The organism is Bradyrhizobium cedriense (genome assembly GCF_054602315.1).
Window position 1 is genome coordinate 288,972 of the sequence record NZ_JBTSWB010000007.1, and the last position, 14,869, is coordinate 303,840.

General features: G+C 63.7%; 14 protein-coding genes. 13 read left to right on the plus strand and 1 reads right to left on the minus strand.

The annotated features are described in order from the left end of the window. Positions 1-204: 204 nt before the first annotated feature. Entirely contained in the window at positions 205-1,410 is a 1,206-nt protein-coding gene (gene zigA / locus ACYCVF_RS26795; protein ID WP_459601375.1) for a zinc metallochaperone GTPase ZigA, read from the minus strand. Between the two features lie 257 nt (positions 1,411-1,667). Here zigA and ACYCVF_RS26800 point away from each other — a divergent pair, with 257 nt between their 5' ends. The 13 genes from ACYCVF_RS26800 to ACYCVF_RS26860 all read left to right on the plus strand — a co-directional run bounded on the left by ACYCVF_RS26800 (position 1,668) and on the right by ACYCVF_RS26860 (position 14,786). Next, positions 1,668-1,805, plus strand: a complete 138-nt coding sequence (locus tag ACYCVF_RS26800; protein ID WP_459601377.1) for a hypothetical protein — start codon at positions 1,668-1,670, stop codon at positions 1,803-1,805. A 452-nt stretch (positions 1,806-2,257) separates the two neighbouring features. Then, positions 2,258-3,265, plus strand: a complete 1,008-nt coding sequence (locus ACYCVF_RS26805; RefSeq protein WP_459601379.1) for a Bug family tripartite tricarboxylate transporter substrate binding protein — start codon at positions 2,258-2,260, stop codon at positions 3,263-3,265. Positions 3,266-3,352: 87 nt separating this feature from the next. Continuing rightward, positions 3,353-3,850: a tripartite tricarboxylate transporter TctB family protein gene (locus ACYCVF_RS26810; RefSeq protein WP_459601381.1), complete on the plus strand. Its 498-nt coding sequence runs from the start codon at positions 3,353-3,355 to the stop codon at positions 3,848-3,850. Between the two features lie 42 nt (positions 3,851-3,892). Beyond that, a complete protein-coding gene (locus tag ACYCVF_RS26815; RefSeq protein ID WP_459601383.1) occupies positions 3,893-5,392 on the plus strand; it encodes a tripartite tricarboxylate transporter permease in 1,500 nt (499 codons plus the stop codon). A gap of 400 nt (positions 5,393-5,792) precedes the next feature. Next, positions 5,793-7,082 carry an oxalate/formate MFS antiporter gene (gene oxlT, locus ACYCVF_RS26820; RefSeq protein ID WP_459601385.1) on the plus strand — a complete coding sequence of 430 codons (1,290 nt, stop codon included), beginning with the start codon at positions 5,793-5,795 and terminating at the stop codon, positions 7,080-7,082. 254 nt (positions 7,083-7,336) lie between these two features. Continuing rightward, a complete protein-coding gene (oxlT, locus tag ACYCVF_RS26825) occupies positions 7,337-8,659 on the plus strand; it encodes an oxalate/formate MFS antiporter (RefSeq protein WP_459601387.1) in 1,323 nt (440 codons plus the stop codon). 172 nt (positions 8,660-8,831) lie between these two features. Further along, positions 8,832-9,257, plus strand: a complete 426-nt coding sequence (locus tag ACYCVF_RS26830) for a CBS domain-containing protein (protein ID WP_459601389.1) — start codon at positions 8,832-8,834, stop codon at positions 9,255-9,257. 157 nt (positions 9,258-9,414) lie between these two features. Continuing rightward, positions 9,415-9,615, plus strand: a complete 201-nt coding sequence (locus ACYCVF_RS26835; RefSeq protein WP_459606682.1) for a hypothetical protein — start codon at positions 9,415-9,417, stop codon at positions 9,613-9,615. Between the two features lie 302 nt (positions 9,616-9,917). Continuing rightward, complete coding sequence (locus tag ACYCVF_RS26840) at positions 9,918-10,121, plus strand: hypothetical protein (protein ID WP_459601391.1); 204 nt, start codon at positions 9,918-9,920, stop codon at positions 10,119-10,121. A 55-nt stretch (positions 10,122-10,176) separates the two neighbouring features. Beyond that, entirely contained in the window at positions 10,177-10,827 is a 651-nt protein-coding gene (locus tag ACYCVF_RS26845; RefSeq protein WP_459601393.1) for a hypothetical protein, read from the plus strand. Between the two features lie 328 nt (positions 10,828-11,155). Continuing rightward, positions 11,156-12,151: an NAD(P)H-dependent flavin oxidoreductase gene (locus ACYCVF_RS26850; RefSeq protein ID WP_459601395.1), complete on the plus strand. Its 996-nt coding sequence runs from the start codon at positions 11,156-11,158 to the stop codon at positions 12,149-12,151. A 123-nt stretch (positions 12,152-12,274) separates the two neighbouring features. Beyond that, a complete protein-coding gene (locus tag ACYCVF_RS26855; protein ID WP_459601397.1) occupies positions 12,275-13,243 on the plus strand; it encodes a zinc-binding dehydrogenase in 969 nt (322 codons plus the stop codon). 169 nt (positions 13,244-13,412) lie between these two features. After that, a complete protein-coding gene (locus ACYCVF_RS26860) occupies positions 13,413-14,786 on the plus strand; it encodes a cation diffusion facilitator family transporter (RefSeq protein ID WP_459601399.1) in 1,374 nt (457 codons plus the stop codon). Positions 14,787-14,869: the final 83 nt, after the last annotated feature.

A 14,869-nucleotide genomic window follows, 5' to 3' on the forward strand; every position in this document is an offset into this window, starting at 1 on the left:
ATTGGAAGGGGCAGAGCACTAGGGCCTTTCCCGTTCCGTGGAATCGGAACGCGGCTCTAGTCTCTTGTTTTGACGCGTTTTCTTGACGCGAACCGGTGTCCGCTTCGCTCGAAAACGCTCTAACGGCTTTGCCGTCCCCTTGCAAGACCTGGTCGGAGATTGTCGATCCCGGACCTCACGCCGAGACCCTGACAGTTACATCGATCAGTTGGACTGATCGCCTCGGCGCCAGATCGGAAACGGATCGGAGAGAGCGGACCATGCGGCGATGTCCATCGTCGACGTTTCCGGGACGAGACATGCGTCCAGCCTGCGGCGGATCGCAGCTTCGTCCATGCCGGTGCCGATGAACACGATCTCCTGGCGACGATCGCCGTACACCTTGTCCCAATACTGGCCGAGCCGCTTGCGCCAGCCTTCATCGTTCGGCCACTGCTCCTTTGGAACGCTCGCCCACCAGAAGCCCAGCGCTTCGGTGCGCACGATCGCTCCCGCCTGGCTGATCTCACCGAGCCATTGCGGTCTCGTCGCCAGCCAGAAATGCCCCTTCGCCCGGATCACGCCCGGCCAGGACTCCTTGACGAACTTGTCGAACTTCGATGGATCGAACGGCCTGCGGGCGCGATAGACGAAGTTCGTCACGCCATATTCTTGCGTTTCAGGCACGTGGTCGGCGAAACCATAGAGCTCCTTGTACCAGAGCGGATGCTGCTGGGCCTTCTCGAAGTCGAACCGGCCGGTGTTGAGCACGCGGTCGAAGGGCACGCGGCTCTGATTGGCCTCGATGATGTCGGCTTCGGGATTCAACGAGCGGATGATCTGCCGCGCCGCCTCGCGCTGTTGCGGCGAGGCATCGTCCACCTTGTTGAGGACGATCACGTCGGCGAACTCGATCTGCTCGACGAGGAGATCGACCAGCGTGCGCTTGTCGCCGTCCAGCGCCTCGCCGCGCTCGCCGAGGAACTCGGTCGAGGAATAGTCCTTCAGCAGGTTGGCGGCGTCGACCACCGTCACCATCGTGTCGAGGTGGGCGATGTCGGAGAGGCTCTCGCCCTCTTCCGAGCGGAAATCGAACGTCGCTGCGACCGGGAGCGGCTCCGAAATGCCCGTCGATTCGATCAGCAGATAATCGAAGCGGCCGCTTTCGGCGAGCGCACGCACCTCCCTCAGGAGATCGTCGCGCAGGGTGCAGCAGATGCAGCCGTTGGTCATCTCCACCAGTTTCTCATCAGTCCGCGAGAGGTTGGCACCACCATCGCGGACCAGGTCCGCATCGATGTTCACCTCGCTCATGTCGTTCACGATCACCGCCACCTTCAGGCCGTGCCGGTTGTTCAGGACGTGGTTGAGCAAAGTGGTCTTTCCAGCCCCGAGGAAGCCGGACAAGACGGTGACGGGGAGTTTGGGCATGAAGATCGAACAGCCTTTCGAGCGGGATCGGTCGAGGACGGCGAGACACGGCACCTCGCTATGTAATGTTATAACATAACATTCATAGTTCGGCGGACGCTGTCAAGCGCCCTCTTCGCCTAGGGCGGCCCCTTATGCCGCAATGCAAAAGAACGAATGTTGCTATGCAAACAAGATCATGGACACTGGCATCTGGTATACATTAACTTCCTTCGAAATGAGGCGGCAAGATCGCTGCCTCAAGAAAGGGATTTCCGATGTCCAAGTCCGCTTCCGTTGCCCTCGCTCCCTCATCCTCGCTGTTCGCCCGCCTGATGGCCGCGATCGACAGCTTCCTGATGACGAGCGCCGAGATCTCCAATCGCAACGGCGACCTGCCGCGTTTCGGCTTGTAAAAAGGGGTTGCCTGCCGCCGCCGAGCGGCGGGCCAGCAGATCCCTCACCCCTCTCCGCTTGATGAAATGGCCCCACCTCGGGGCCATTTGCCTTTGCGTCCTCGCCCGGCAACTGCGACAATGTGTCCGACCAGGGCCCCGCCGATCCGATTGTTTGTTTGCTGGCATCTCGCATACCATTCGACCAACAAAGAACGATCGCACAATCCAAGGTGTGAGGCGGGGAAACGTAGCACGCGACGGGATCAGCCGAGGGGCACAGACGCCGCGACCCTTGGCGGAGCCTTAGCCAAAAGGAGCGGATGCCGCGCCTTATCCCTGCTCATAGAGTTTCTATCGGACTGCCATGGGAGATCGACCGCAAGGGTGACACCAGGCATCTGAATCGAGATTGGCTGACGCAAGCCGCCAAAGAGCGGCTGCGTTGACGGTTCGACAGGGAGAGAAGCGAGATGAAGCCGTTCGTTCTGAATGTCGCCTTGGCGGCAATCGCTATGTCGTGCGTCAGCAGCACCGCAAGCCATGCGGCATGGGAGCCGGTCCGTCCGGTCGAGTTCATCGTGCCCGCGGGCACCGGCGGCGGCGCCGATCAGATGGCGCGCACCATCCAGGGCATCGTCACCAAGCACAATCTGATGAAGCAGCCGCTGGTCGTCATCAACAAGGCCGGCGGCGCCGGCGGCGAAGGATTCCTTGACCTGAAGACGTCGTCGGGCAATCCGCACAAGATCATCATCACGCTGTCAAACCTGTTCACGACGCCGCTGGCCACCGGGATTCCGTTCAACTGGAAGGATTTGACGCCGGTGGCGATGCTGGCGCTCGACGAATTCGTGCTCTGGGTGAATGCCGAGAAGCCCTACAACAGCGTGAAGGATTACGTCGACGCCGCGAAGAAGGCACCAAGCGGCTCGTTCAAGATGGGCGGTACCGGCTCCAAGCAGGAGGACCAGATCATCACGGTCGGCATCGAGAAGGCGATCGACGCGAAGTTCACCTACATTCCCTACAAGGGCGGCGGCGAGGTCGCCGTTCAGCTCGTCGGCAACCACGTCGATTCGACCGTCAACAATCCGATCGAGGCGGTTGCGCAATGGCGCGGCGGCAAGCTTCGTCCGCTCTGCGTCTTCGATGCCCAGCCGATGGCCTATGACGAGCCGATCGCCGAGGGCAAGGCCTGGAAGGATATTCCGACCTGCAAGTCGCAGGGCCTTGCGATGGAGTATCTCATGCTGCGCGGCGTCTTCATGTCGCCGAAGGCCACGAAGGATCAGATCGAATACTATGTCGAGCTGTTCAAGAAGGTGCGCGCCACGCCGGAATGGCAGGAGTTCATGAAGAGCGGCGCCTTCAACACGACCTTCATGACCGGCGCCGACTACGCCAAGTGGATCGAGGCAGAGGAGAAGCGCCACGAGGGCTTGATGAAGGAAGCCGGCTTCCTCGCATCGGGGAATTGAGCCGCCACATCGACGACGGCTGAGGACGCGGCCCGGCCTCACGCCTGCCGCGACCCGCGAAAGACCGCGTTTCCGCCTGGAGGTCCCATGACTGAACGATCCGGATCCGAATCTGGCCCGGCCCACAAGACGCTGGAAATCGGCATGGCGCTGCTGATCGGCGTCTTCGGCATCATCGTGATCTTCGGCAGCCTGAAGGCCGGCATCAACTGGGGCGCTGAGGGGCCACGTGCCGGGTTCTTCCCCTTCTATATCGGCGCCGCGATCGTCGGCGCGAGCGCCATCAATATCTGGCACGCGCAGCGCGACGACGACGGCCGGCTGTTCGCGGAATGGGGACAACTGCGCCAGGTCATGAGCGTCGTCGTTCCGACCGCGATCTATGTCGGCTCGATGCCGTTCATCGGCCTCTACGTCGGCTCGATGGTCTTCATCGCCTGGTTCATGCGCTGGCTCGGCGGCTATCGCTGGCTGACGACCATCGCGATCGCGGTCGGCATGCCGGTCCTGACCTATCTCGTTTTCGAGCGCTGGTTCCTGGTCCCGCTTCCCAAGGGTCCGCTCGAGGAATGGCTCGGCCTGTAAGAGCTGCGCCGTCATCCGATCATTGCTGCAGGACGTATCGACATGGAAGAGTTGGCCAATCTGTTTCACGGCTTCGCGGTCGCCCTGCAGCCCTACAACATCATGCTGATGGTCATCGGCATCACGCTCGGGGTCATCATCGGCGTCCTGCCGGGGCTAGGGGGCGCCAACGGCGTCGCGATCCTCCTGCCCCTGACGTTCAGCATGCCGCCGACGTCGGCGATCATCATGCTGTCCTGCATCTATTGGGGCGCCTTGTTCGGCGGCGCCATCACCTCGATCCTGTTCAACATCCCCGGCGAGCCATGGTCCGTGGCGACCACCTTCGACGGCTATCCGATGGCGCAACAGGGCAAGCCCGGCGAGGCCCTCACCGCCGCCTTCACCTCCTCCTTCGTGGGCGCGCTGTTTGCCGTCATCATGATCACGCTCGTCGCGCCGCTCGTCGCGAGCTTCGCACTGCGATTTGGTCCGGCGGAGAAATTCGCGGTCTACTTCCTCGCCTTCTGCAGCTTCGTCGGCTTGAGCAAGGAGCCGCCGTTCAAGACCATCGCGGCGATGATGATGGGCTTTGCCCTCGCGGCGGTCGGCCTCGATTCGATCACCGGGCAGTTGCGGCTGACCTTCGGCGTCACCGAGCTGCTCAACGGATTCGACTTTTTGATCGCCGTGATCGGCCTGTTCGGCATCGGCGAGATCCTGCTGACCATGGAGGAAGGGCTGGCGTTCCGCGGCGGCAAAGCCAGCATCAACCTTCGGGTCGTGCTTCAGACCTGGCGGGAATTGCCCGCCTATTGGATGACCTCGCTGCGCTCCTGCCTGATCGGGTGCTGGATGGGCGTCACGCCCGCCGGCGCAACGCCCGCATCCTTCATGAGCTACGGCATCGCCAAGCGCCTGTCGCGGCGCGGCAAAAATTTCGGCAAGGGCGAGATCGAAGGCGTGATCGCGCCGGAGACGGCGGCGCATGCCGCGGGCACCGCCGCACTGCTGCCGATGCTGTCGCTCGGGGTGCCCGGCTCGCCCACCGCCGCCGTCCTGCTCGGCGGCTTGTTGATCTGGGGTCTGCAGCCCGGCCCGATGCTGTTCGTCGAGCAGAAGGAGTTCGTCTGGGGCCTGATCGCATCGATGTATCTCGGTAACCTCGCCGGCCTCATCGTCGTGCTCACCTGCGTGCCGGTCTTCGCCGCGATCCTTCGCGTGCCCTTCGGCATCATCGCGCCGCTGATCCTGGTGCTGTGCGCGATCGGCGCCTATTCGGTGCACAACAGCACCTTCGACGTGATGCTCATGCTGGTGTTCGGCGTGCTCGGCTATCTCCTGAAGAAGTGCAACTACCCGCTCGCACCGCTGGTGCTCGCCATCGTGCTCGGCGACAAGGCCGAGGAGGCCTTCCGTCAATCGCTGCTGGGATCGCAGGGCTCGCTCGGCGTGTTCTTTTCCAACGGCCTCGTCAGCACGATCATGGCGCTCGGCCTCGTCGCCCTGTTCTGGTCCGCGATCCAGGAAGGCTATAGCCGGCTGCGCACGTCGATGGCGTGACGCGGCTGGACCGCCCCGGCATTGCCAAACCGTCGCAGGCATGACTTCTGGAATATGGAATTCCAAGAAGCGGACGCCCGCCCAACGCCGCTTGTCGGCGTGCGCGAAGCGCGCACGAACGGACAAAATCCTCGCTAATGCGAATTTTCCGAGCGTTCTTGCGGCGGTGCAAGAGGCTGAAATATGCTATTTTCATCAATTGCTTGAACGGACGAAATTGCCATCGAGGCCGCCACAACGCGAGCAGTTGGGGCTTTACAATCCCGCGCCCATGGCGCATGTGGAGAAGCCCGCGTTATTTCGCCGCACCTCCAGTCCCTCGCCTTGAATCTTGGCATAATGAATACCAGGATGCGAGCCAGCGCATGCATAAAAATCGGCGCGTTCGGGAGGGTTTTTGATGACGGACATGGTGCAGTCGGCGGTGGCCCCTAGTGCCGCACGCGTAAGCGATTCCTATCGCTGGGCGCAATTGGCGATAGGCGTGGCGGCGATGGTGATGATCGCCAACTATCAATACGGCTGGACGTTCTTCGTCCCCGACATCCAGAAGACGTTCGGCTGGGATCGCGCCTCGATCCAGTGGGCCTTCACCCTCTTCGTCTTGTTCGAGACCTGGCTGGTGCCGGTCGAAGGATGGTTCGTCGACAAATACGGCCCGCGCATCGTGGTGCTGGTCGGCGGCGTGCTCTGCGCCATCGGCTGGGCGATCAACGCGCAGGCCACCTCGCTCAACGGCTACTATCTCGGCATGATCGTGGCAGGCATCGGCGCCGGCGGCGTCTACGGCACCTGCGTCGGCAACGCGCTGAAGTGGTTTCCGGACAAGCGCGGTCTGGCTGCCGGCATCACGGCCGCGGGCTTCGGCGCGGGCTCCGCGCTGACCGTCGCGCCGATCCAGGCCATGATCAAGGACAGTGGATTCCAGGCCACCTTCCTTTATTTCGGCCTCGGGCAAGGCATTATCATCTGCATCCTCGCCTTCTTCCTGCTCGCGCCGAAAGCCGGCCAGGTGCCGGCCGTGGTGGCGAACGCCAATCTGGTGCAGACGCGTCGCAACTACCAGCCGACCGAGGTGCTGCGTCAGCCGATCTTCTGGCTGATGTACTTCATGTTCGTGATCGTCGGCGCCGGCGGGCTGATGGTGACGGCCAATTTGAAGCCGATCGCGGTCGACTGGAAGGTCGACAGCGTTCCGGTGACGCTGATGGCGGTGACGATGACGGCGGTGACCTTCGCGGCCACGATCGACCGCGTGCTCAACGGCCTGACGCGTCCGTTCTTCGGCTGGATCTCCGACATGATCGGCCGCGAGAACACGATGTTCATCGCCTTCGGCATGGAAGGGTTCGGCATCTGGATGCTCTACCTCTGGGGCCACGATCCGGTCTGGTTCGTGCTGCTCTCGGGCTTCGTGTTTTTCGCCTGGGGCGAGATCTACTCGCTGTTCCCCTCGACCTGCACCGACACGTTCGGCGCCAAGTTTGCGACCACCAATGCCGGCCTGCTCTACACAGCGAAGGGCACCGCCGCGCTGCTGGTGCCGATCGCCAACTACATGCAGCAGTCGTCCGGCACCTGGGACAGCGTGTTCATCATCGCAGCGGGCGCCAACATCCTGGCTTCGCTGCTGGCGATCGCGGTGCTCAAGCCGTGGCGCAAGATCGTGGTCGCGAAATCCACGATCTGACGCGCTTCACCAGAGATCTCGCGTGAACGACGCCCGGCCTCACGGCCGGGCGTTTTCGTTTGGCGCGAAGATCCCGCGAGACCCCGGGCGGAACCGGCGCATTGTTGAAGCAACCGGTCAAGTTTTGGCTTGCAATCTGGAATATCGTATACCAATCTCCGTTGCGCGCCTGCGACGATAAGCCACAATATTTGCGACATCGAGTCACCTTGCGGTCCTCCGTCGCAGCCAAACAGGCGCGTTGGGAGGTTCTGATGATTTCCAGCCCGGACGGCTCCGTCACCGCCGCGCCCCTTCGCACCGGCTTCCGCTGGCTCCAGCTCGGCATGGGCATCGTCTGCATGGCGATGATCGCCAATCTGCAATACGGCTGGACGCTGTTCGTCGATCCGATCAATGCGGCCCATCATTGGGGGCGCGCCGCGATCCAGCTCGCTTTCACCATCTTCGTCGTCACCGAGACCTGGCTGGTGCCGGTCGAGGCCTGGTTCGTCGACAAATATGGCCCGCGGATCGTCGTCATGTTCGGCGGCATGATGATCGCGCTGTCCTGGATCCTCAACTCTTATGCAGATAGCCTCACCCTGCTCTACGCAGCCGCGATCATCGGCGGCATGGGCGCGGGCGCGGTGTACGGCACCTGCGTCGGCAACGCGCTGAAATGGTTTCCCGATCGCCGCGGCCTCGCGGCGGGTGCGACCGCGGCCGGCTTCGGCGCCGGCGCCGCGCTCACCGTCGTGCCGATCGCGAGCATGATCGTCTCGAGCGGCTACCAGCACGCCTTCCTCATCTTCGGCATCGGCCAGGGCATCGTCGTGTTCGTGCTCGCCTTCTTCATCCAGCGGCCTCACGTCGCGATCCCGCCGAAGAAGAAGCAGCTCAATCTGCCCCAGACCAAGATCGACTTCACCCCGCCGCAGGTGCTGCGCAGCTCCGTCTTCTGGGTGATGTACCTCGTCTTCGTCATGGTTGCCTCGGGCGGGCTGATGACTGCGGCGCAGATCGCTCCGATCGCACACGACTTTGGGATCGCCGACACGACGGTCACGCTCGCCGGCTTTCAGATGGCGGCGCTGACCTTCGCGATTTCGCTCGACCGCATCTTCGATGGGTTCGGACGCCCCTTCTTCGGCTGGGTCTCCGACACGATCGGCCGCGAACCCACCATGTTCATTGCCTTCGGCACGGCGGCCTTGATGCTGCTGGCGCTCTCGGCCTATGGCAACGTGCCGATCGTCTTCGTGCTTGCAACCGCAGTCTATTTCGGCGTGTTCGGCGAGATCTACTCGCTGTTCCCTGCGACCTGCGGCGACACATTCGGCTCGACGTTCGCGACCACCAATAACGGCATGCTGTACACCGCCAAGGGCACCGCATCCCTGCTCGTTCCGCTCGCGAGCGTAATCTCGACCGCGTATGGTTGGAAGGCCGTGTTCGTGGTCGCGGTGGCGCTCAATGCGACGGCGGCACTGATGGCCCTGTTCGTGATCAAGCCGCTGCGCCGCTCCTTCATCCTCGGCAAGGAAGCCGAGGTCGCCGGCACCGCGACCGGCAGCGCCAAGACCGAGACAGCGTAAGCCGCCGTACGCTGCATGTTCGAGAAGGGGCGCAATGATGCGCCCCTTTGTCTTTGAGACGACGAACGTCAGGATCGCTGTCGCAAGTTTTTTTCGGATCAGCCAAACCCAATACTTGACGATTGGCATTATGTATACCACACTTCCTCCACCACTCACCCGGGAGGTTGCAATGCTGGTCGGAGACATTCTGCGCAAGAAGACGCCGCGCGTTGTCACGGTGCGTATGAACGAGACGGTGGGGATCGCGGCCAAGCTGATGCGCGCCAACAACATCAGCGCGCTGGTGGTCAAGGACGTTGTCCGCTCCGAGGGCAACACCGCGGCCGGCATGTTCACGGAGCGCGACGTGGTGCGCGCGGTTGCCGAGCACGGCGCGGGCGCCCTCAACGTCAAGGTCTCGCAGCTGGTCGCGGTGCAGCAACTCGTCTCCTGCACCTCGGGCGATACGATCGAGCACGTCCGCCATCTGATGAACCGTCATCACATCCGCCACCTGCCCGTGATCGACGATTACAGCCTCGTCTCCGTCATCAGCATGCGCGACATCGCCGCGGCCGTTGACGAGGCGACCAACTCGACGCCGCGAGCAGCCTAAGGCGTCACGCGCTCGCCCTGCGACCGCCGGTCCGGCGCGGATGCTTCCGAGCCGGACCGATCCTCGCGCGGCGGGCACCCTGCCGTGATCGGTTCGGAGCCGCTCTATCTGCTCGGAATGAAGACGCCCCGCTATTTTGCTCCGCATCGCAGCAATATTGATCCCGCGCAAATCGGCCGTTGCGGCCGCCGTTATCCTGCCCGGCAAGAAACTGATTTCTGACGCAAGGGAGGACGCCATGACGAATGCCGGCAACGCGCTTTTGTGGACGGCCCTATACTTCGCTCTCTCGTTCGCCGCGATCTTCGTAGTCTGGTTCGCCGAAAAGATGCGGTCGAACTTCCTTGGGAAGCAGTAGCCCGAGTCACCCTCGCTGGTCATTGACGCCGCAATCCGGAACGGCCTGAACCCGGATCGGGTGAGCAATGAAGATGAGCGAAGCGACATGCGGGATCACGCTCTCCGCAAACGCTCCGCATGTCGCTTCGCTCAGCGGGCTGCGAACTCCCGGAAATATCCAGACACATCACATCTCCGCGCGTCGGACATATGCCGCCAACATGTCCCGGGCGTGCCGCAACTTGGACGCATTCGGCCGCCCTTCTGTGAGACGTGTCTGGGGGCACGGCGCCGCCGTGTTTGGACCAAACCTTCAGGGGTATGACTGTGAAGAAGATTGTATTTGCTCTGGGTGCTACGCTTGCTCTGGTGACGGCCGCAAACGCTGCGGACATACCGCGCCGCCAGCCCGTACCGGTTTATCCGGCTGAGCAGGCGCCGATCGGAAAAATGCCGATCGGCAAGAGCCCGGTTGGAAAGGCCCCGATCGGCAAGGCGCCCGGCCCGGTCGCGGCGCGCTACTGACGCGCAGCGGACGACGCGCATCATCTGCGTAATGGCGACAGTCGAGGGGAATTTCGTGACGAACAAAGCTGATCGATCGGGATCCTGCATCCTCGCGGGCTTCGCTCTTGCGGCTATGCTTTCGTGCACGATGCCCTCGGCCTCGGCCCACGAAGCAAACAAGCGCGTTGCCGACGTGAACGCGCTTGCCACGACCGACACCGCCTCGCGACCTCAGCCGCAATCGACGCGGCGCCCCGTCGCGCGCACGGAGAAAGGCCCCTACTACGTCGACTTCCGCGCGCGTACCGCCGCGAGCTGGGGCCATGCCTTCGTCTGGTACGGCAAGACCAGCGAGCGCGCCGTGGAGGTCGCTGGACTCACGCCGGCCGGCGACACGCTCGCCTACGTGCTGGGTCACATCACCTTCGTGCCGTCCGAGACCGGCGCGAGCTACGGCGATCTCGATCCGGAATATCTGACCGCCAGCTATCGGGTCTATCTGAACGAGGCCGACGCCAAGCGCGTGTTCGCCTACATCAAGAAATTGCAGGCGAACTCGCCGGTCTGGAACGCCGAGACCACCAACTGCACCGGCTTCATCGGCGACATCGCCGAGTTCATGGGATTGCAGGTCCCCAATCGTTGGCAGCGCCCGGAGAATTTCGTCAACCGCCTCAAGGAAATGAACGGCGGCCGGCAAATGGTGCGGCTGTCGGCGGAGTAGCGTTGAGGCCGTACGCCCTATTGACCTCGCCGTCATGCGAGGAGCATGGCAAGAAGCAACCCAAAATCCCCCCACGGAAAGACTCCGGATTGCTTCGCTGCGCTGGCAATAAACATGTCGACGCAGTTGCCTTGAGAACCGCCTCACGGCCGTTCTGGCAGTTGCCGTGCGAAGCCCACACCCAAATTGTCCGCCACACGGAATCTCCTGCTCCGCCGCATGATCGCTCCGCCTCCACCGCACGCCCGGCGCAATAGACATTTTCCGACCGGGGCGGCATCCTGCCGATATCAACGATAACAGAGCGCAATACAGGCGGGGGAACATCATGTTGCAGACTCGGTTCACCAAACTCGTCGGCGTCGAGCACCCGATCGTCCAGGGCGGCATGCAGTGGGTCGGGCGTGCCGAGCTGGTCGCGGCGGTCGCCAATGCAGGCGCCCTCGGCTTCATCACGGCGCTGACCCAGCCGACGCCGGAGGATCTCACCAAGGAGATCGCGCGCTGCCGCGGCCTCACCGACAAGCCGTTCGGCGTCAACCTCACCATCCTGCCCGCAATCAAGCCGCCGCCTTATGCCGAATACCGCGCGGCGATCATCGAGAGCGGCATCAAGGTGGTCGAGACCGCCGGCAACAAGCCGCAGGAGCATGTCGACGAGTTCAGGAAGCACGGCGTCAAGGTCGTGCACAAATGCACCAGCGTGCGCCACGCGCTCTCGGCTGAGCGCATGGGTGTCGACGCCATCTCGATCGACGGATTCGAATGCGCCGGCCATCCCGGCGAGGACGACACCCCCGGCTTGATCCTGATCCCGGCCGCCGCCAACAAGGTCAAGATTCCCATGATCGCCTCGGGCGGCTTTGCCGATGCCCGCGGCCTCGTCGCCGCCCTGGCGCTGGGGGCCGACGGCATCAACATGGGCACCCGCTTCATGGCCACCAAGGAAAGCCCGATCCACCAGCTCATCAAGGAGAAGATCGTCGCCAATGACGAGCGCGAGACCGAGCTGATCTTCCGTACCATGCGCAACACTTCGCGCGTCGCCAGGAACGCAATCTCGACCAAGGTGGTCGCGATGGAGAAGGAAGGCGCCAAGTTCGAGGACATCCGCGAACTCGTTGCGGGTGCCCGCGGCAAGATGGTCTACGCGACCGGCAATTCCGACGAGGGCATCTGGTCGGCCGGCCAGGTCCAGGGCCTGATCCAGGACATCCCGAGCTGCGCCGAGCTCGTCTCCCGCATCGTGCGCGAAGCGGAAGCGATCATCCGCGGCCGGCTCGAAGGCATGATCGTTCATCCGCAACGTGAGGCCGCGGAGTAATCCGCTGGAGTGATCTGAAGACGGCGCTCGCCACGCCGTATGCTCGCTCGCCCCGCTTGCAAGGAGAGGTGAACGCCCGGCATCGCTGTTCATCCAAAATCTCAATCAAGCCCGAGGTAACACATGAAAGCCTACGTCTACGGCCCTGAGGGCGCTCGGATTTCCGACGTTGCTCAACCAACGCCGAAAGGCACGCAGGTGCTGGTCCGCGTCCGCGCCTGTGCGCTGAACCGAGCCGACACCGCCATGCGCATGGGACACGCCCATGGCGCGGCCGGCGGCGTCGGCACCGTGCTCGGCATGGAATGGGCCGGGGAGGTCGCCGAGCTCGGACCGAATGCCAAGGGCCTCAAGGTCGGTGATCGCATCATGGGATCGGGCGGTGCGGCGTTTGCCGAATATACGCTGGCTGATCACGGCCGGCTGTTCCACGCGCCCTCGAACATGAATTTCGAGGAGGCGGCCACCTTGCCCGTCGCGCTCACGACCATGCACAACGCCGTCGTCACCGTCGGCGGCGTACAGGCGGGCCAGAGCGTGCTGGTCCAGGGCGCCAGCTCCGGCGTCGGCCTGATGGCGATGCAGATCGCCAGGCTCAAGGGTGCGAAGCTCGTGATCGGCTCATCGACAGATGCCCGTCGCCGCGGCCGCCTGAGGGAGTATGGCGCCGACCTCGCCGTCGACAGCTCCGATCCGGAATGGGTCGGCGAGGTACTGAAGGCGACGAACGGCGAAGGCGTCGATCTCATCGTCGACCAGGTCTCCGGCAAGGTTGCGAACCAGAACCTCGCGGCGACGAAGATCAAGGGCCGCATCGTCAATGTCGGCCGGCTCGGCGGCACCCACGCCGACTTCAATTTCGACCTGCATGCGGCCCGCCGCATCGACTATGTCGGCGTCACCTTCCGCACCCGCACCATCGAGGAGGTCCGTGAGATCTTCGAGGAGGTCCGCAAGGACATCTGGGGCGCGGTCGAAGCGCGCAAGCTGCAACTGCCGATCGACAAGGTGTTCGCGTTCGACGACATCGATCGGGCGTTCGAGCACATGGAGGCGAACAAGCATCTGGGGAAGATCGTGGTGGCGGTGTGAAGGGGGTGGCGGTGGAGTGCATTGACGCTCACTCCGTCATTCCGGGGCGGTCCGCAGGACCGAACCCGGAATGACGAAGGGGGGCGATGGCCCCGCTCCTGCAAATCACTAGCGACTACGGCTGTGGATCGTCGCTTGATGTTCACCCACGCCCTGCTAAATCCCCGCCATGACCTCCCAGCACGATAAAACCTCGGTCGCCGCGATCTCGATATTCGCCAGCGGCGGCATGGCGGCAGCCAAGTTCGTGGTCGGGATCGCGATCGGCTCGCTGGCGCTGATCTCCGAAGCCCTGCATTCCGCGATCGACCTAGTCGCGACCATCATCACCTGGGCGGTGGTGCGGGTGTCCGACAAGCCGGCGGACGAGGAGCACCATTACGGCCATGGCAAGCTGGAGAGCATCTCCGCGCTCGGCGTCACCGCCCTGCTCTACGTGCTCGCCGGCGGCATCCTGGTCGAGGCCTATAGCCGGCTGAGCGAAGGAACCCCGCCGCCGACCATTTCGGCCGTGCCGTTCGTGGTGCTCGTGATCGACATCGCGGTCAATCTCTGGCGCGCCCGCGCCCTGCACCGCGCCGCGCGGGCGACCAGGAGCCAGGCGCTGGCGGCGGACGCGCTGCATTTCGCCTCCGACGTCATGGGCTCGTTCGCCGTGATCGTGGGCCTGATCCTCGCCGGCCTCGGCTTCTGGTGGGGCGACGCGGCGGCGGCCGCGGCGGTTGCCGTGATGATCGCCCTGCTCGGACTGCGCATGGCCGGCTCGACCGTGCAAACGCTGCTCGACCGCGCCCCGGAAGGCGCGCAGGAGAAGGCCACCGCCGCGATCCGGAGCGTGCCGGGCGTGATCGACGTCGACCGTCTGCGCGTGCGCATGGTCGGAGCGACCACGTTCATCGACACCATCGCGCAGGTCCCGCGGACCTATCCGATCGACCGCGTCGAGGAGATCAAGCGTAGCGCGCAAACCGCCGTGGACAAGGCGTTCGGCGACGCCGACCTCACCTTCACCGCCGTCCCCGTCGCTCGCAACAACGAGACCGTGCGCGACCGCATCATGGTGATCGCGCACAATTCGGGCCTCGCCGTTCACCATGTCACGGTACACGATCTCGGCGCCAAGCTGACCGTCAGCATCGACCTCGAGGTCGATGCCGACATGCAGCTTGAGGCCGCCCATGACGTCGCCAACACGCTGGAGCGCAACATCCAGGAGGAGTTCGGCGAGGACGTCGAGGTCGACGTTCACATCGAGCCGCTGGAACCGGAACTGCCGTTCGGCGTCGATGCCGCACCGGAACGGGTGCAGACCATCGCCGCCGCTCTGACGCAATATGCCGCCGGCGGCGAGATCCACGACATCCACAATGTGCGGGTCCGCAACACCGACTCCGGCGAGATCGTCAACTTCCACTGCCGCGCGGCACCCTCGATGAGCGTGATCAAGGTGCACGAGCATGTCGACGCGATCGAGCGCGCGTTGCGGCGTGCGTTCCCGACCGTGAAGCGCGTCATCAGTCACGCCGAACCGCCGCGTGCGTGATGAAGAAAGTGCGACGAGCGACACGTTCTCGTTTCGGACTCGCTGCACCCGTGCGTCTGGGGACCCGCGACGCACATTCTGCG